13 protein-coding genes are annotated in these 19,097 nt (G+C 36.4%); 9 read left to right on the top strand and 4 right to left on the bottom strand.

The window, feature by feature from the left end:
* The first annotated feature begins 14 nt into the window (after positions 1-14).
* Positions 15-896 carry a 2-hydroxy-3-oxopropionate reductase gene (gene garR, locus AC5LW9_RS12935; RefSeq protein WP_493456024.1) on the top strand — a complete coding sequence of 294 codons (882 nt, stop codon included), beginning with the start codon at positions 15-17 and terminating at the stop codon, positions 894-896.
* Positions 897-958: 62 nt separating this feature from the next.
* On the top strand, positions 959-2,107 hold the full coding sequence (locus AC5LW9_RS12930; RefSeq protein WP_198235917.1) for a glycerate kinase: 1,149 nt from the start codon (positions 959-961) through the stop codon (positions 2,105-2,107).
* Between the two features lie 47 nt (positions 2,108-2,154).
* Here AC5LW9_RS12930 and AC5LW9_RS12925 read toward each other — a convergent pair whose 3' ends face one another.
* Positions 2,155-4,158, bottom strand: coding sequence for an OPT family oligopeptide transporter (locus AC5LW9_RS12925; RefSeq protein WP_144091262.1), 2,004 nt, complete (start codon positions 4,156-4,158; stop codon positions 2,155-2,157).
* Positions 4,159-4,389: 231 nt separating this feature from the next.
* Between AC5LW9_RS12925 and mazG the strand changes: the two genes are divergently transcribed.
* From mazG to AC5LW9_RS12905, 4 genes are all read left to right on the top strand, one after another.
* Complete coding sequence (mazG, locus tag AC5LW9_RS12920) at positions 4,390-5,178, top strand: nucleoside triphosphate pyrophosphohydrolase (RefSeq protein ID WP_198228675.1); 789 nt, start codon at positions 4,390-4,392, stop codon at positions 5,176-5,178.
* A 6-nt stretch (positions 5,179-5,184) separates the two neighbouring features.
* Positions 5,185-5,625, top strand: coding sequence for a hypothetical protein (locus AC5LW9_RS12915; protein ID WP_086308743.1), 441 nt, complete (start codon positions 5,185-5,187; stop codon positions 5,623-5,625).
* An 89-nt stretch (positions 5,626-5,714) separates the two neighbouring features.
* Positions 5,715-6,407: a glutathione S-transferase N-terminal domain-containing protein gene (locus AC5LW9_RS12910; protein WP_086326257.1), complete on the top strand. Its 693-nt coding sequence runs from the start codon at positions 5,715-5,717 to the stop codon at positions 6,405-6,407.
* 11 nt (positions 6,408-6,418) lie between these two features.
* Positions 6,419-6,949 carry a hypothetical protein gene (locus AC5LW9_RS12905; protein ID WP_493456023.1) on the top strand — a complete coding sequence of 177 codons (531 nt, stop codon included), beginning with the start codon at positions 6,419-6,421 and terminating at the stop codon, positions 6,947-6,949.
* Between the two features lie 108 nt (positions 6,950-7,057).
* Here AC5LW9_RS12905 and AC5LW9_RS12900 read toward each other — a convergent pair whose 3' ends face one another.
* Both AC5LW9_RS12900 and gltB read right to left on the bottom strand, forming a co-directional pair.
* The gene (locus AC5LW9_RS12900) at positions 7,058-8,470 is read right to left on the bottom strand and encodes an FAD-dependent oxidoreductase (protein WP_493456022.1); all 1,413 of its coding nucleotides are present in this window, start codon (positions 8,468-8,470) and stop codon (positions 7,058-7,060) included.
* 12 nt (positions 8,471-8,482) lie between these two features.
* Positions 8,483-12,940 (bottom strand): glutamate synthase large subunit, encoded by a 4,458-nt coding sequence (gltB, locus tag AC5LW9_RS12895; protein ID WP_144091265.1) that lies wholly within the window; start codon positions 12,938-12,940, stop codon positions 8,483-8,485.
* A 389-nt stretch (positions 12,941-13,329) separates the two neighbouring features.
* Here gltB and AC5LW9_RS12890 point away from each other — a divergent pair, with 389 nt between their 5' ends.
* Positions 13,330-14,511 carry a BaiN/RdsA family NAD(P)/FAD-dependent oxidoreductase gene (locus AC5LW9_RS12890; RefSeq protein ID WP_493456021.1) on the top strand — a complete coding sequence of 394 codons (1,182 nt, stop codon included), beginning with the start codon at positions 13,330-13,332 and terminating at the stop codon, positions 14,509-14,511.
* Positions 14,512-14,517: 6 nt separating this feature from the next.
* Here AC5LW9_RS12890 and AC5LW9_RS12885 read toward each other — a convergent pair whose 3' ends face one another.
* Entirely contained in the window at positions 14,518-15,957 is a 1,440-nt protein-coding gene (locus AC5LW9_RS12885; RefSeq protein WP_086326356.1) for a sigma-54 interaction domain-containing protein, read from the bottom strand.
* Between the two features lie 262 nt (positions 15,958-16,219).
* Between AC5LW9_RS12885 and dokD the strand changes: the two genes are divergently transcribed.
* Together dokD and AC5LW9_RS12875 are read left to right on the top strand one after the other, a co-directional pair.
* The gene (gene dokD / locus AC5LW9_RS12880) at positions 16,220-17,617 is read left to right on the top strand and encodes an ornithine/lysine decarboxylase DokD (RefSeq protein ID WP_086326357.1); all 1,398 of its coding nucleotides are present in this window, start codon (positions 16,220-16,222) and stop codon (positions 17,615-17,617) included.
* Positions 17,618-17,670: 53 nt separating this feature from the next.
* Positions 17,671-19,083 (top strand): APC family permease, encoded by a 1,413-nt coding sequence (locus AC5LW9_RS12875; RefSeq protein ID WP_039126697.1) that lies wholly within the window; start codon positions 17,671-17,673, stop codon positions 19,081-19,083.
* The last annotated feature ends 14 nt before the right edge of the window (positions 19,084-19,097 follow it).

Genomic DNA, 19,097 nt, shown 5'->3' with positions numbered 1-19,097 from the left:
AAAAGGAGAGTAAAATGAAAATTGGTTTTATTGGTTTAGGTATTATGGGTAAACCGATGAGCAAAAACCTGTTAAAAGCGGGTTATTCATTAGTAGTGTGTGATAAAAATCAATCATCGGTTGATGAAGTTGTAGCTGCTGGAGCACAAGGTGCTGTAAATGCTAAAGAAGTTGCTCAACTCTGTGACGTTATAATTACTATGTTACCTAATTCACCACATGTAAAAGAAGTTGTTTTAGGCGAAAATGGTATAATTGATGGTGCTAAACCGGGTACTACTATCATAGATATGAGTTCAATTGCACCTTTAGCAAGTCGTGAAATTCATGATGAAGTTGTTAAAAAAGGTTTGGCAATGTTAGACGCACCAGTTAGTGGTGGAGAACCAAAAGCAATTGATGGCACATTATCTGTTATGGTGGGGGGCGATAAAACTATTTTTGATAAACATTATGACATAATGAAAGCTATGGCAGGTTCAGTTGTTTACACAGGTGAAATTGGTGCTGGAAATGTCACTAAATTAGCAAATCAAGTAATTGTTGCTTTGAATATTGCAGCTATGTCTGAGGCATTAGTATTAGCAACTAAAGCTGGTGTAAACCCTGAATTAGTTTATCAAGCCATTCGTGGAGGATTAGCTGGAAGTACGGTATTAGATGCTAAAGCGCCAATGGTTTTAAATCGTAACTTTAAACCCGGTTTTAGAATTGATTTACATATTAAAGATTTACAAAATGCTTTAGATACTTCTCACGGTGTTGGTACGTCATTACCATTAACTGCAGCTGTAATGGAAATGATGCAAGCCCTTAAAACTGATGGTATGGGAGAATGCGATCATAGTGCGTTGGCACGTTACTATGAGAGTTTAGCAAAAATAGAAATTAAATAATAAGGTTAAAATTGAGTATGGAGACATACTCAATAACTTTGACTAATTCCATAAGGATAGATATGAAAATTGTCATCGCTCCTGATTCTTTTAAAGAAAGCCTAAGTGCTATTGAAGTTGCTAATATAATTAAAAAGGGATTTTTAAACGTTTACCCACAGGCTGAATATTTTTTAATACCAGTTGCTGATGGAGGAGAGGGGACTGTTGATGCAATGGTTGATGCATTAAATGGTAATAAAATCACGGTATCTATTACTGATCCATTAGGCGAAAAAGGTTTTGCTTTTTATGGTATTTCAGGAGATGGACAAACAGCTGTGATAGAAATGGCTTCAGCAAGTGGCCTTGAGCGTGTACCTGTAAGTAAACGAGATGCTAAAATTACTACCTCATATGGTACTGGAGAATTAATCAAAGATGCTCTTGATAAAGGTTGTAAAAAATTTATCATTGGTATTGGTGGTAGTGCAACAAATGACGGCGGAGCTGGAATGTTGCAAGCATTAGGTGTTAAACTTTTAGATAAATATGGTAATCAAATCGGTTATGGCGGTATTTCATTAAGTGAACTTGATAAAATTGACATTAGTGAAATTGATCGACGAATTAAAGATTGTGATTTTGAAGTCGCTTGTGATGTTACTAATCCGTTAACGGGTGAAAATGGTGCTTCATTCATATTTGGACCACAAAAAGGAGCGTCACTCGCTGATGTTCATTTGCTTGATAAAAATCTTAAACATTTTGCCCAAATAATAAAAAATAGTTTTAATATCGATATTGAATCTACTCCAGGAACAGGCGCTGCAGGGGGAATGGGAGCCGCTTTATTAGCGTTTATGAATGCTAAATTAAGACCTGGAATTGAAATTATTACTGAAACTTTAAATTTAGATACACTGATTTCGGATGCCGATTTAGTTATTACGGGTGAAGGACGATTAGATTATCAAAGTATCAATGGTAAGGTCCCTGTAGGTGTTGCCCGTATTGCTCAAAAATATCAAAAACCAGTTATAGCAATTGTTGGGAGTTTAGGTGATAAAGCAGAAACTATTTATCCTTATGGGATTAATGCGATGTTTAGCATTTTAAGTAAAGTTGCTACCTTATCCGAGGTTCTAGAGCCTACGGCAGCAAGAGCGAATCTTTTTCAGACATCAATGAATATTGCCTTAACGCTTAAATTAGGAAATACCCTGAAATAGCTTATAATACCCTTTATCTCATTCTGATAAAGGGCATCATAATAGAATTATCGTTTAAGCACTGATAATGCTCGACGAATAAATAATACACAAATGGTCACGAAAACCAAAAGTCCTAGATATTGAGGTAATACCCCTAAATCAGTTGGTATGGCAAGTGGAGCATCACTACCACCACTAGCAATGCTAATTACAATTACAACAGCTAAAATTACCCCGACTAAGCTCTCACCAACAATCAGACCTGAAGCAATTAATGCAGCTTTTCGATCGACTTTTTTATACTCTTCTTCTGGATTCAATTTAAGCGTTGTTGCTTTTGCATAAGCATTACGTTTTATAATCCACGATAATACTGTTCCCACGAAGATAGGCATAGTAATGCTTGGCGGTAAATAAATACCTAAACCAACAGCAAGAGCTGGCAATCTAAATTTAGAGTTATTAGCAGCTAAAACTAAGTCAATAATAATAATAACCGCACCAACCACTAAGCCGATTAAGATCATGGTCCAATCAAGATTATGTGAAAAAATACCTTTAGCAATGGTCGTCATAAGAGTTGCTTGTGGTGCTGCTAATACTTGTGATTGATCCATATCTGGACGAGGAACCGCACCAGTGAAGCCATAAGCGTTATATAAAATTTCTAAGATAGGGGCAATGACAATAGCGCCAACAATACAACCGATTAATAATGCGACTTGCTGTTTCCATGGTGTAGCTTGGACTAAATAACCCGTTTTTAGATCTTGCAGGTTATCATTAGAAATACATGCCACGGCTAAAACAGCACTGGTGGTAAATAGTGCAAGAGCTGTTGCAAAATTAGTACCTTCTATAGAGTCCAACATGCCATTGATTTCGCCTAAACCAAGTAAGATAAGTGAAATAACAATAGCAGCCACAATCGCAATGCCTGAGATTGGGCTCGCGGATGATCCAACTAATCCTGCCATATAACCACAAGCAGCAGCTACTAAAAAGCCCATAATAAATGCAAATAGAACCGCACATATGACTAATGACCATGCTACGCCTAATGATAATCCACTATCAGCAATAAACGCATAAAAGGTGATAAGTAGAATCATCAACATGCCTGCCATGATTAAGAATATCGTTTTAGGTGATAAGTCTTGATCTGTTGGGGCAATATCGCTCGCTGATACATCAGAGCGCATGGTTTTGAATGAAATTTTTAATCCTTCGATTACTGGTTTGATTAAAGTAAGTAGTGTCCAAATAGCTGCGATAGCAATAGTACCTGCACCAATAAAGCGAATATCTTTAGCCCAAAATCCCATAGCAATTTGTGATAAAGGTTGACTTGAATCATAATCACTAATTAGACTTAAAATTGGAATGCCAAATAGCCAAGCAATAATTGTTCCAATTAAAACTGCTATACCTGACATAATACCTATCAAGTAACCAGCACTCAAAAGCGCTAACGAAAAGCCCATCGGTAGTTGAAAAATGGATTTACCAGCAGTAAACCAATAAGCGGTGCTGTCTGACAAAATTCTAAAACCATTAGTAAATAAACTCACAATGGAGGCTACCACACCACCAAATAAAATATCCTTTAGTCCATCATTAGCGTCATTTCCTTCAGTCTTTGAGCCAGCTTTTAATATTTCGGCAGCAGCAACACCTTCTGGATAGGGTAAATTACTTTTGACCACCATAACGTGACGCAACGGGATTGAAAATAGCACTCCTAGCATTCCACCAGCGGCGCAAATTGCAAGTGTTAACCAAAATGGAAAACTTTGCCAATACCCAATCATTAATAAGCCAGGTAAAACAAATATAATTGAAGATAATGTGCCCGCAGCAGAAGCTTGGGTTTGCACCATATTATTTTCTAAGATTGTCGATCCTGAAAACAGCCTCAATATTGCCATTGAAATTACTGCGGCAGGTATAGCCGATGAGAATGTTAATCCGACTTTTAAGCCAAGATAGACATTCGATGCAGTAAAAATGACAGTTATAAAAGCACCTAAAATAGTGCCTCTTAATGTAAGTTCTCGTAAATTATTCATATTATGTCATTAGGTTAATTTGATAAGAAGCTATTATATACTTAATTCGCTTTTATCGACTAGAAGTTCTATCAATAACAGAATATTTATACTTTTTATTATAATTTTCGATAAAATTTTTACTCGTTATATTAAAAATTTGTGTTAATTCGAGTGTAAAATAATAACCGCTTTTGACTTAAAAGCTTTACAATATGCGATCATTGTTAAAATCCTAGAGGTGTCGGTATCGTGAATGGACTAAAACGCCTACAAGCTATTACTAAGCAACTTCGTGATCCTATTGATGGTTGTGAATGGGATAGAGTACAAACTTTCGCATCTTTAAAAAGTTATACTTTAGAAGAAACCTATGAAGTCTTAGATGCCATTGATCATCAAAATATGCAAGAACTAAAAAATGAATTGGGCGACTTATTATTTCAAATCATTTTTTACGCTGATTTAGCTAATGATCAAGGGGAGTTCAATTTTGATGATATTTGTAATGCGGTTGCCGATAAGTTAGTCAGTCGTCATCCCCATATCTTTACCGATAAAACGGAAAAAAAACCTAATTGGGAACGATTAAAACAACAAGAACGTGATAAACGAGCACAATATTCAATATTAGATGATATACCCAATTCTATCCCAGCTTTAATGAAAGCCGAAAAAATCCAAAAACGTTGTGCATCAGTTGGATTTGATTGGAATGAATTACAACCTGTATTAGATAAAGTAAAAGAAGAAATTGGCGAAGTAGAGCAAGAGCTCAATCGAACTGAACGCGATCATCAAAAAATTGAAGAAGAGCTTGGTGATCTGTTTTTTGCTACTGTTAATTTAGCCAGACATTTAAAGGTAAAGTCAGAACTCTGTTTACAACAAGCTAATAAAAAATTCGAACGGCGTTTTAAGCAAGTAGAATCAATACTCAAACAAAAAGATCGTGCTTTACCCGATGCAACACTTGAAGAAATGGAAGATGCATGGCAAAGTGTTAAGCAGTTAGAACAAGATAATAAACGTTTAAAGTGAATCAAAATGACTGAACAAAAAAATGAATTGTATCAAGAAATCGAAGCATGGGCACAAAATGCTATTTTACACAGTCCAACTTGGAGTATTAATCAACTCGATTACTCCGAAAAAAGCATTACCGTCGTTGAGATGATCATTGGCGAAATGGCTGATAAAAGTTTCGGTCTGCCAGAAGAACAACTGAATATGATATCGCAAGAATATGGCTGTTATCTGTTATTAACTGCGCATAAATTATATGGTGGTCAGTTCTATTGGAATGATGAACTTCAACAACCTATGTTAATTTGCTGTGAACCTGATTCAACGATAGCATTATTAACGTGGAATAAAGTTAAAGGTCGTTTATTAGGCGATAAATCGGATCACATTGCTTATTTTCTGGATGAATTTGGAAAAGCTGTTTTTCAACCAGAAAAAGGTACCAATTTAGTTTATTTATAAATAACATTTGGAATAAATATTATTTAAAAAAGTTGGTTATCGAACAAATTTTTCGATTTTAATTAATTTTGTTAAAAGGGATGTTGAATATGAATTATACACTTTATATTGGCAATAAAAACTACTCAACATGGTCTATGCGTCCTTGGGTTGTGATGAAATATTTTGATATTCCTTTTAACGAAAAGCTTGTTAAATTTGATAGTTTTAATGATGATTCTTTGTTTAAAAGGACAATGTGCTCTGTTTCAAAATACGGCACTGTACCTATCCTAATTGATGAAGATTTAGTGATAAGTGACTCTTTAGCTATTTGTGAATATTTGGCTGAAAAGCATCACGACCTAGCTTTATGGCCGGCTGACCCCAAAAAAAGAGCAATTGCTCGAAGTTTAGTCGCTAAAATGCATTCTGGATTTCAAGCTATTCGAACTTATTTGCCGATGAATATTGAAGCTGAGTTTCCTCAAATAGGGCAAATAATATTACGAGACCATTTAGAGGTAAAAAAAGAAATCATGTTTTTAGATGATTTGCTATCCTCGTTATTAACCTCGAAAAAAACAAATTGTAACTATTTGTTTGGCGATTTTAGTATAGCCGATGGCTTTTATGCCCCTTTATGCCTAAGATTAAAAAATTATCATATAGCAACCAGCCCAATTCTTAACAACTATATTGATACTATTTGTAATACCAAAGGCATTAAAGATTGGATAAATGATGCATTACAAGAACAATCTTTTGTTGCGATGGACGAACCATATCGTTTACATAGATAAGAAGAATTAACATGAAAATACCATCCCATTTAACACAATATGCTATAAACATTATTGAAGATGAGTTTGACGGAGAAACATCTTTTTTTATCCAATCATCCAATAAAGAACAATGGTTTGAAATTTACTATTATGGTGAATTAGAAAATGGCTATATTACTGGTTTAGAGCCAACTTTTTCCAATATTAAAATTGTGGCAAAATCCATTAATAGTAAAGAAGAAATATTGCTATTTGATGAAACGGTGCATGGATATAACGCAATGTTTTGTGATAGTCACTCTAATGAAGAAAAGAACAATAGATCACTTGAAAAACTTAATGTGCCTGCGTCAAAAATAAAATTAACATTTGGCTACAGTATTGACTATGATTCTGAGAAAGAACTTTATGACTTTGATGAAAATGGCAATGTGAACTTAATTGATGAGCGTAAAATCACGTGGCAACAGCTACTCTGCGATGGTGTTGATTGGGTATCAATTTTTTTAATTGATGAATATGGAAATGAACAACCAATAGTAGATGCAGAATTGGCTTAATTTTTTACATTATTCATTATTGGATAGACTATTGCTGAAATGAATTTATCTATAATTAAAAACCCGCTTATATAAAGCGGGTTTTATTTTTTGATAAAAAACTAGCAATTATACTTCTAAATAATCCAAGATACCTGCTGCAGCCTTACGGCCTTCGCTAATTGCCGTTACAACTAAATCAGAGCCACGAACCGCATCGCCACCCGCAAAGATTTTGGAATTGGTTGTTTGATAACCTTTTATTTCAGGTGCGATTATTCGCCCTTTGTCGTCAAACTCAACACCATGCTCGGCTAGCCACGGCATTGCATGTGGTTTAAATCCAAATGCCATAACGACAGCATCGGCAGGAAGAACAAATTCAGAACCATCGATAACCACCGGTGATCGACGACCTTTGGCATCGGGTTCACCAAGCTCAGTTCTTACCATTTTTACACCTGTCACTTGTCCTGTTTTATTGATTTCAATGCTAAGCGGTTGCACATTAAATTGGAATTGTACGCCTTCTTCTTTGGCATTTTTAACTTCACGTTTAGAGCCTGGCATATTGGCTTCATCACGACGATAAGCGCATGTTACTTCGGTTGCACCTTGACGGATAGATGTTCGCACACAATCCATGGCGGTATCACCACCACCTAATACGACAACACGTTTATTTTTCATATCAACATATGGTGTACCTTGTGTTTGCTCATGTTTCATAATGTGCTTAGTATTAGCAATCAAAAATGGTAATGCATCATAGACACCATTTGCATCTTCATTTTCAAGCCCTGCACGCATAGATTGATATGTTCCTGTACCAATAAAGACCGCTGCAAATTCATTGAGTAAATCAGCCAGTTGTATCGTTTTGCCAACTTCGGTGTTCAATCTGAATTCAACACCCATTTCGGTAAAAATACGACGGCGGTTAATTAATACTTCTTTATCTAATTTAAAAGCAGGAATACCAAACGTTAACAACCCACCAATTTCTGGATGACGATCGAAAACAACCGGAGTAACCCCATTACGTACTAAGACATCAGCGCAAGCAAGACCTGCTGGACCAGCACCAATAATCGCCACTTTTAATCCAGTTTTTTCGACATTTGATAGATTCGGTTTCCATCCCATTTTGAATGCTTCATCAGTGATATAACGTTCAATATTACCAATGGTAACTGCACCAAATTCTGCATTAAGAGTACAAGAACCTTCACAAAGGCGGTCTTGTGGGCAAACGCGTCCACAAACTTCAGGTAAACTATTCGTTTGGTGAGATAGTTCAACTGCTTCTAAAATTTTGCCTTCGTTAACTAATTTTAGCCAATTAGGAATATAGTTATGCACAGGGCATCGCCACTCACAATATGGATTACCACATGCTAAGCAACGATCAGCTTGCGCTTGAGACTGCGAAGCTGAAAAGCCTTCATAGATTTCGACAAATTCTATTTTACGGATGTTTAGCGATTTTTTAGGCGGATCAACACGTTGTAAATCGATAAACTGATAAACATTTTGACTCATTTCGTGTTCTCCTTATTGTGCCTGAACGCGTAGTTCTGCTGATGAACGACTACGATGCCCAAGTAGTGCTTTTACATCGCTAGATTTCGGTTTAACTAATACAAATTGTTTAGCAAATTCTTGCCAATTAGCTAAGATTTCTTCCGCACGAGATGAGTTGGTCAGTTGAGAATGTTCCATGATTAAGCCACGAAGATGTTCTTCATGAATTGGGTAATCAGCAACATTTAACATTTCAACTAATTCTTTATTAATGCGTTTATCAAAATCACCATCAATATCTAAGATATAAGCAAAACCCCCCGTCATTCCTGCACCAAAGTTAACACCGGTTTTACCTAAAACACAAACAATACCGCCAGTCATATATTCACAACCATTATCACCAATGCCCTCAACCACACTGATGGCACCTGAATTACGTACAGCAAAACGTTCGCCAGCACGACCTGCTGCGTATAATTTACCTCCAGTTGCACCATAGAGACAGGTATTTCCGGCAATAGTTGCTTCATGACTTAAAAACGCTGAGCCTTGAGGTGGACGAATAACAATGCGGCCGCCTGCCATACCTTTCCCAACATAGTCGTTGGCATCACCTGTTAGGGTTAAATCTACGCCACCAGCATTCCATACACCAAAACTTTGACCGGCTGTGCCGTTGAAGTTTAATGAAATTGGTTCTGATACTAAACCTTGATCACCATATTTTTTGGCAATATAGCCCGATAGACTAGTGCCCACAGAACGGTCTGTGTTTTGAATATCAAAGTAGAAACTTTTACTTTGGCGCGCATCAACAAACTGTTGGGTTTGTGTGATGATCTCTTTATTAAGCACACCTTTATCAAATGGTTTATTATCTTCAATGCAGTAAACAGGTTTACCTTCATGTGGCGTTGCTGTTTCGAGCAGACTTGATAAATCCAGTTTTTGTTGTTTAGCGGTAATACCGTCCAGTTCTAAAAGAAGATCTGTCCGTCCGATTAAATCAACAATACGACTTACACCGAGCTCGGCCATAACTTCTCGGGTATTACGTGCAATAAAGCGGAAATAATTCATGGCTTTTTCCGGTAAACCATGATAATGCTCACTCCGTAATTTTTCATCTTGGGTAGCAACACCTGTTGCACAATTATTAAGATGACAAATACGCAAGTATTTACAACCTAAGGCAACCATTGGTCCTGTACCAAAACCAAAGCTTTCAGCACCTAAAATGGCGGCTTTTACAATATCTGTACCCGTTTTTAATCCACCATCAACTTGTAAACGTATTTTGTGACGTAATCCGTTTGCAACTAAAGATTGTTGGGTTTCAACAAGTCCCAGCTCCCATGGTGAACCCGCATATTTAACGGATGTTAATGGACTCGCTCCTGTTCCGCCGTCATAACCTGAAATAGTGATTAAATCGGCATAAGCTTTAGCCACACCAGTCGCAATGGTTCCTACGCCTGGCTCTGAAACCAATTTAACTGAAATCATTGCATTTGGGTTAATCTGTTTTAAATCGAAAATTAGCTGAGCTAAATCCTCAATAGAGTAAATATCGTGATGAGGCGGTGGCGAAATTAGGGTTACGCCAGGGACTGAAAAACGTAATTTAGCAATATAAGGTGTGACTTTATCGCCTGGTAGTTGACCGCCTTCACCTGGTTTAGCACCTTGTGCCACTTTAATTTGAATGACATCTGCACTCATTAAATAACCCGGTGTTACCCCAAAACGGCCTGATGCCACTTGTTTAATACGAGAAACTTTGATGGTGTTATAGCGCGCAGGATCTTCACCTCCCTCGCCAGAATTTGAATAACCCCCTAAAGTATTCATTGCTGTTGCAAGTGATTCATGCGCTTCTGGGCTAAGTGCGCCAATTGACATTGCTGCCGAGTCGAAACGTTTAAACAATGATTCTTCAGGTTCAACTTCATCAAGTGCAATAGCCCCATTTTCAGGTGGATTAAGTTTTAATAAATCACGCAATGTAGCAACAGGTCGATTATTAACGATATCTGCATAACGTTTATAATCTTCATAGTTGCCATTATTGACAGCCAGTTGTAATGATTGTACAACATCGGGATTATAAGCATGATATTCGCCACCATAAACAAATTTAAGTAATCCACCTTGATCTAATGGTTTACGACGTAACCAAGCACTTTTGGATAAGTTAAATTGGTCTTGAGCAAAATCATCAAAATTAGCGCCACTGATACGACTAGTGACTCCTTGGAAGCAGAGATCAACCACATCTTTATGTAATCCGACTGCTTCAAATAGTTTTGAACATCGATAAGAGGCAACGGTTGAGATGCCCATTTTAGACATGATTTTATATAAACCTTTATTAATCCCATTACGATAATTCAAAATAGCTTCGCGGTAGGATTTATTAATGGTGCCATTATCAACCATTTTTGCTAAAGTTTCGTATGCTAAATAAGGATAAATGGCTGTAGCACCAAAACCGATAAGTACGGCAAATTGATGTGGGTCACGACAACTACCTGTTTCTACAATAATATTTGCATCACAACGTAAATTCTTTTCAACTAAGCGTTGCTGTACTGCACCTAACGCCATAGGTGCAGGAATAGGTAAGCGATCAGCTGCGATATTTTTATCTGATAGAATTAGTAATACTGTACCATTACGTACTTTTGCTTCAGCATCACCACATAACTGTTCAATTGCATCGCGCAAACTGCCGTCAATATCATAAGTCATATCAAGTTTTTCAGATTTATAGTAGCGAGACTCTAAGGCGATTAACTGCTCAAGATCTGAATGAACTAAAACCGGATATTTAAATGCCACACGATGCGCTTGTCCTTCTGCTTCAGCAAAAACATTCATTTCACGTCCAATGCTGGTAGAAAGTGACATTACGTGCGCTTCACGCAATGGATCGATTGGAGGATTGGTGACTTGGGCAAATTTTTGTCTGAAGTAATCATAAATCAGGCGTGGTCTGCTTGATAGTACCGCAAATGGCGTATCATCTCCCATCGAGCCAGTGGCTTCTTGACCGTTTTCACCTAAAACTCGGATACATTGTTCAAGTTCTTCACTACTATAACCAAATTGTTTTTGATAGGTAGCAAGTAATACATCATCATAGGTGCGTGAACCAATATTTTCATCGGGTAAATCTTCAAGAGGAATAAGTCGCTTCACGTTTTTAGCCATCCATTCTTTATATGGATGACGTTTTTGTAGATCGTTATCTGTTTCTGATGATTGTAAAATACGGCCTTCTTCAGTATCAATTACCATCAGTTCGCCTGGGCCAACGCGTCCTTTAGCGACAACTTCGTCAGGTTGATAATCCCAAATACCAATTTCTGACGCGCAGGTAATGAGTTTATCGGTGGTAATGACATAACGAGCAGGGCGCAAACCATTACGGTCTAAATTACAGGCTGCATAACGTCCGTCAGACATAACAATACCTGCTGGGCCATCCCATGGTTCCATATGCATTGAATTAAAATCAAAAAAGGCACGTAGATCTTCGTTCATGTCAGGATTATTTTGCCATGCAGGTGGCACAAGTAGGCGCATAGCACGCACAATATCCATACCGCCCACTAAAAATAGTTCAAGCATATTATCTAATGAACTTGAATCCGAACCTGTAACATTTACGAAAGGTGCGGCATCTTGTAGATCGGGTATCAATGGTGTTTTAAATTTATAAGAACGTGCTTTTGCCCATTGTCTATTACCTTCAATGGTATTAATTTCACCATTATGGGCTAGATGTCTAAAAGGTTGGGCAAGTGGCCAACGAGGAACCGTATTGGTTGAAAAGCGTTGATGGAATAAACAGATTGCTGTTTCCATACGCAGATCCGCTAAATCTAAATAAAATCGTGGTAAATCTTTAGGCATGCAAAGGCCTTTATAGATATTAACCTGATTTGAAAAACTGCATACATAAAAAGTATCATCTTGTACTCGTTTTTCAATACGGCGACGCACCATATATAAACGACGCTCTAAATCAATTTTAGTCCATCCAGCAGGGGCATTGACAAAAACTTGTTCAATTTGTGGTAGTGATGATAAGGCAATTTCGCCTAAAACACTTTTATCGATAGGTACTTCACGCCAACCTAAAATAGATAAAGTTTCATTAGCAAGTTCTTCTTCGACAATATCACGGCTAGCTTGTGCTTCTTTTTCGTCTTGACTTAAAAATAGCATACCAACAGCATAATTGGTCGCTAAACGCCAGCCAGCTTCTTGTGCAACTAGTCTAAAAAAACGATCAGGTTTTTGTAATAAAAGGCCACAGCCATCACCAGTTTTACCGTCTGATAGTATGGCTCCTCGGTGTTGCATTCGGGCAAGCCCGTGTATTGCAGTACGCACCACTTTATGACTTGGTTGCCCTTCAATATGAGCTATTAAACCAAATCCGCAGTTATCTTTTTCATGATGCTGGTTATATAACATATCATTGCCTCTAATTCATCGCTTTTATAATTTAAGAAAAAATAGGCTTTAATCCCATAATGACTAAGAAATTAAAGAAAAATAGTATTTTGGTCAAATAAATATTACTTATAAGTCAATCTTCTAATAACTTATATCAAAGTTATTAATGAAGCTAATATCTGATTTTAATTATCTGTTTTTATTAAAATTAAATTTTTATTAGGATAAAATCTTGGTAAACGATCGTTTTTTTCATAATCAGAATTAATATTTGATCAAAAAAAGTTTGTAAAAAGGAAATTATGAGCATCAAAATAGACAATTTTTTCAAGATTGAGGTAGTTAGAATCGCAAGATTTATACTGCTATAATACGTCATCTTTTTCTTTGAGTAATGTATATTAAATATGCAAACGAAAATTACAATTGTAGGTGCTGGAGCAGCAGGGCTGTTTTGTGCGGGATTATTAGGACAAAGAGGCTATGATGTCACTATAATTGATAATGGTAAAAAAATTGGCCGTAAAATATTAATGTCTGGTGGTGGTAAATGTAATTTTACTAATCTCACTGTTGAAGCAAGTAATTATATTTCTCAAAATCCGCATTTTTGTAAATCTGCTTTAAAACGATTCTCCCAATGGGATTTTATTCAATTAGTTAATGAATATAAGATTGCTTATCATGAAAAAGATCATGGTCAGTTATTTTGTGATAATTCAGCTCAAGATATTGTCGATATGCTTGCACAAGAGTGTCAAAAAGGACAAGTTAAATTTATGCTACAAACACAATTAGAAGAAGTTGAGTCTGTAGATAAAGGATTTAAGTTATATACTTCACAAGGTTGTATTGAAACTGAACAATTAATTGTGGCAACGGGCGGACAGTCGATGCCAGCACTTGGCATGACCTCTATCGGATACAAAATAGCTGAAAAATTAGCTATCCCTGTTGTACCAGTAAAAGCGGGACTGGTGCCATTTACGTTACATAAACCGTTGTTAGAAGTATTATCCACGTTATCAGGAATTGCTGTTCCGGTTGAAGTATCTAATGAACGAATCCGTTTTAAAGAAAACTTATTATTCACCCATCGTGGATTATCAGGACCCGCAATTTTACAAATTTCTAGTTATTGGCAAGCCGGGGAGCCAATCATTATTAACTTATTGCCAGATAGGTCATTTGAATCAACATTTAAACCATTACTTGAACAAAATCGCAATCAAACCCTAAAAAATTGTTTATCACAGATTTTACCGAAAAGGTTGATTGAGGCATTAATACAATTGAATTTGATAACTGACATAACGGTTAAGCAACTTAACCCTAAGCAGCAACAAGACCTTTATAATACATTGACTCAATGGTGTATAACGCCAAATGGTACGGAAGGATATCGAACGGCTGAAGTGACATTAGGGGGAGTCAGTACTGATGCGTTATCTTCAAAAACGATGGCGGTTAAATCACATCCGAATCTCTATTTTATTGGTGAAGTTGTTGATGTGGCTGGTTGGTTAGGCGGTTATAATTTTCAATGGGCCTGGAGCAGTGCATTTGCCTGCGCACAAGCCTTTGATTAACAGAGACTAGTTATCTATTACTCCCATTTGAATGTGGTATTTTTTTACCTTATATTGTAATGTAGTCCGTGAAATATTTAATAGTTTTGCAGCAGCAATAATTTTACCGTTTGCTTGATTTAATGCATCAATAATAAGTTGTTTTTCATAATTTTCAACTTGTTCGGTTAAATTGTTATTGCTTGCGACTATGCTTGTACTTGGTTTTTCAAATTTAGTTTCAGATTGATTTTCTGGGTAAGGGCTGTGAATGTCAAATAGTTCGTCGTCAAGGATAATTTGTTGCAATTCTCCTGGTTCATTTTGTAAGACTATACTACGTACGATTGCATTTTCAAGCATTCTTACATTTCCCGGCCAAGGAGCAGACATAAGTTGTTGTAATGCGTGTTCACTAATACCTGTTATCACAACATTTACATCGGTTTTATGTTTATCAATAAAGTATCGAGCTAATACAGGAATATCTTCTTTCCTTTCCCGAAGTGCTGGGAGTTTAATTAATCCTACATTTAATCGATAAAATAGGTCACTTCGCATTTTCCCCGTTTTTAATAACTCTGCTGGCGATTCATTCATGGCGGCAACAATTCTTACATCGGCATGTTGCTCTTTATTGCCACCTAATGGCCAGTAAGTCTTTTCTTGTAAAAATCTAAGTAATTTGCTTTGCATATCAAGTGGCATAGCATTAAGTTCGTCAAGAAATAGTGTGCCCCCATTAGCCAGTTCTAAATAGCCAGGATGATTTTCAGCACCAGTAAATGCACCTTTGACTGTCCCAAATAAGGTACTTTCAATCAATGTGGTTGGTAAAGCACTACAATTTAACGAAATAAACGCGTGATTACGGCGGTGACTCGTTTGATGTATCAAATGAGCAAAAAGCTCTTTACCCGTTCCAGTTTCACCAACAATTAAAACTGGAACATCATTCGCCCCTAAAATATTTGTTTGATCAATAACCTTTTGCATTTTCTGCGATACAAAAACAATTTCAGGTAATGGTTGGTCTTTGTTTTGGTATAACTTACTATTAAGTTTGAATACTTGATCTTGTAATTGTCTAACAGTTGATAAATTTCGTCCTATTTCGATCGCACCAATAATATCTTTATGTTTATTATAAAGCGGTACGGTGGTATGCATATAATCAACAAGTTTACCTACATGATTATAGTAGCTTTGATAATTATCCTGATATTCCTTACCTTGTTGTAAAGCTTGTAACATGGTACTATCTTCTTTTCTTAAATTAGGATAAACTTTAAGCATTGGTTTACCAATGGCTTGTTCCATAGGATAACCATCAAGTTCTGCACTTTCCCGATTATAATAAATGTATTTACCTTCTTTATCGATAATAGCCATTGGCTGATGGATTAAATCAAAAAAATGTTTGAATATTTCTAATGATTGTAATAATTCAGGATCGATTGTCATGATATTAGTACCTTTTTAATTTAGCTTATTAGCTAAGTTTAGCTTACGTTAATTTAAATACCTTTCAACCATTAATAAATTTGTGACAAATTTTTGTCATAAAAACATGTTTTAAACAATATGACCAATATTGTTTTTGTAATTATTTTTATAATAAATTGATTTTTAATAATTTATAAGTTGGCATGCTGATTGCATTGCAAGTGAAAAGCCATTTTGCTTGTTTTCTTATGTACTTTTTATGTACTAATTAACTGGAGGTCTTATGTCCGACAAAATTATGTCAAATTATAACAAATTACGCTCAGATCTTATAACCAAAGATCGTCGTTTCAGTGCTCAAAACGGTAAATTATGTTTTGATGGCGTAAATTTAGAAGAATTAGCAAAGAAATATCCAACACCTTTTTACGTATTTTCTGAAAAAGAAATTGACCGTAATATTCAAGAAATCAAAGATTCGTTTAAAGCTCATCCAAATACTAAGATTTTCTATGCGTCAAAAACATGTTCTGTAATGGGTGTGCTAAAAGCAATTAAAGATGCAGGTATTTATGCTGAAGCAAATTCAATGTTTGAAGTGCGTAAATGTCTAGAGATCGGTTTTCCAGGTAGTCAAATCGTTTTCAATGGCGTGGTTAAAAAACCGGTTGATTTAGAATTTGCTATTCAAAATGATCTTTATATTATCAATGTTGATAGCTTATATGAACTCGATATCATTGATGAAATTTCACGTCGATTGAAGAAAGTAGCGAATGTTTGTGTGCGAGTTGAACCAAATGTACCATCAGCAACTCATGCGGAACTTGTTACGGCATATCATGCTAAATCAGGTATTGACTTAGAACAAGCGGAAGAAACCTGTCGTCGTATTCTTGAAATGCCTTATGTTCATTTACGTGGTTTACATATGCACGTAGGGGATCAAGTACCAGAATCAGAACCATTTGCTAAAGCAACGAAAGTATTAGTCGATGAGTCACGCCGTTTAGAAGAAGTCCTTGGTATTAAATTGGATTTAATTAACGTTGGTGGCGGTATTCCAGTTCCATATAAATATGACGAAGAAAATGGTAATCCATTACAGGATAATATGTATGCCGGTATTACTGCACAAGATTTTGCTGATGCAGTGATTAGAGAAGTACATAAATGGCGTACCGATGTTGAAATCTGTATTGAACCAGGTCGTAAAGTAACAGGATCTGCTGCTGTATTATTAACCGAAGTTGCTTGTGAGAAACGTAAAACAAATTACGATTTAGACGGTAACATTGAAGAACATGTTGAGTGGAAATTTGTTGACGCAGGTTATAGCGTGTTATCTGATAGTCAGCATTTTGATTGGTTCTTCTATGTGTATGATGCGTCAAGAATTACCGAAGAGCATGATCAATACATTAAACTTGCTGGACCTTTATGTGATGGTGGTGACTATTTCCATGTAGGTGTAAAAGGTGAAGAGTTCTTATTACCAAAAGACACTCAAGTTGGGGATATCATTGCATTCCTTGATGCAGGAGCTTATACCATCGAAAGTCAAACAGTATATAACAATCGACCGCGTACTGCCGTTGTTATGATTGATAAAAAAGGTAAAGATCGATTGATTCGCCGTGAGGACACTTACGAGGATATGGTTGGATACGACGTGTATTAATCATGAGTTATCTGGGGCACTTCTCGCCCCAGATATTATAATGTGAGGTTATTATGAGTGATTCTAAAGATTCAAGTTTACTTGGTATTAAAGACATTGTATTTATGAATGTCATAGCCATACTAAGTTTACGTCAAATTCCTAATGTTGCTCCTTACGGAGCGTCAGCAATGGTGCTTTGGCTTCTTGCTGCATTTTGTTTGTTTTTCCCTTTAGCGATGGTTTGTGGTGAACTTTCTACTGGTTGGCCAAAAGATGGGGGGATTTTTGTTTGGGTAAAAGAAGCGTTTGGTAAACGAGTTGGCTGGATAGTGGTCGTTTGTTTCTTATTCTCATGCGTTCTATTCTTCCCATTAATGTTACAATTTGGATTTACTGCAATTGGTTACATGTTTAGTGCCGAGTTAGCCCAAAATCAGGTGTTTATTGGTGTTGGTTCCATGGTGGTATTTTGGATTTTAACATTAATGAATATCAAAGGTATGAAATGGACTAAAATCATAAACAGTGTTAGTGCATGGTTAGGGGTATTTATTCCTGCTGCTATCATTGTATTATTAGCAATTGTCTGGTTGATGACAGGTCACCCAATGGCAACTGACTATAGTCATGTTAGTGATTGGATTCCAGATTTAAGTAGCTGGGATACAATTGTCTTTTTATCAAGCATGATGTTTGCTTTTGCTGGACTTGAAGTTGCACCAATGATTGCTGGTCGTACTCGTGATCCACAACGTGACTTCCCTAAAGCGATGGCTGTATCTGCAATTGTTATCGTTGGTATCTATATGATTGGTACTTGGGCAATTAATACCTTATTACCTGCTGCCGATACTGATATTGTTGCCGGTGTAATGCAAGCAATGGAGGCTGCTGCTAAAGAGCTACATATGCCTTGGTTATTACCAGTAATGGCAATCTGTTTATTCTTTGGTGCATTAGGTCAAATTAACTCATGGTTAGTTGGTCCTATCTATATGTTACAAGAAGCATCTAAAGAAGATAATTTGCTTGGTGAACGCATTGGTCGTTTACATCCTGTGTATCAAACACCAGCATTTGCTTTAGTTATCCAAGCAATCATTGTGACCGTACTTTGTTTCTCAACGTTCGTATCACCAAGTATTGCTGCTGCCTATTGGATGTTAACCGCATTAACAACCATTTGTTACTTTATTCCTTATTTAGTGATGTTTATTGCGTACTATCGCTTACGTATTACTCAACCAGATGTACCACGTAGCTTTAAGATCCCTGGTAAAGTATTACCAATTGTTTTACCTGGTTTAGGCTTCTTATCTACGCTATTTGCGGTGATCTTAGTGTTTATTCCACCAGCACAAATCGATATGGGTGGTTATGTTGAGTATATCGCGAAAATTGTTGGTGGTGCAGTGCTTGCAATTGTGTTAGCTGAATGGATATATCATCGCGCACAAAAACGTAATCGCTTGCAACAACAATAAGATATAGAGGAGTA

Source organism: Gilliamella sp. LMG 34360 (genome assembly GCF_984568995.1).
The sequence above is the reverse complement of the archived record's forward strand: the minus strand, read 5'-3'. Positions and strand labels throughout refer to the sequence as shown.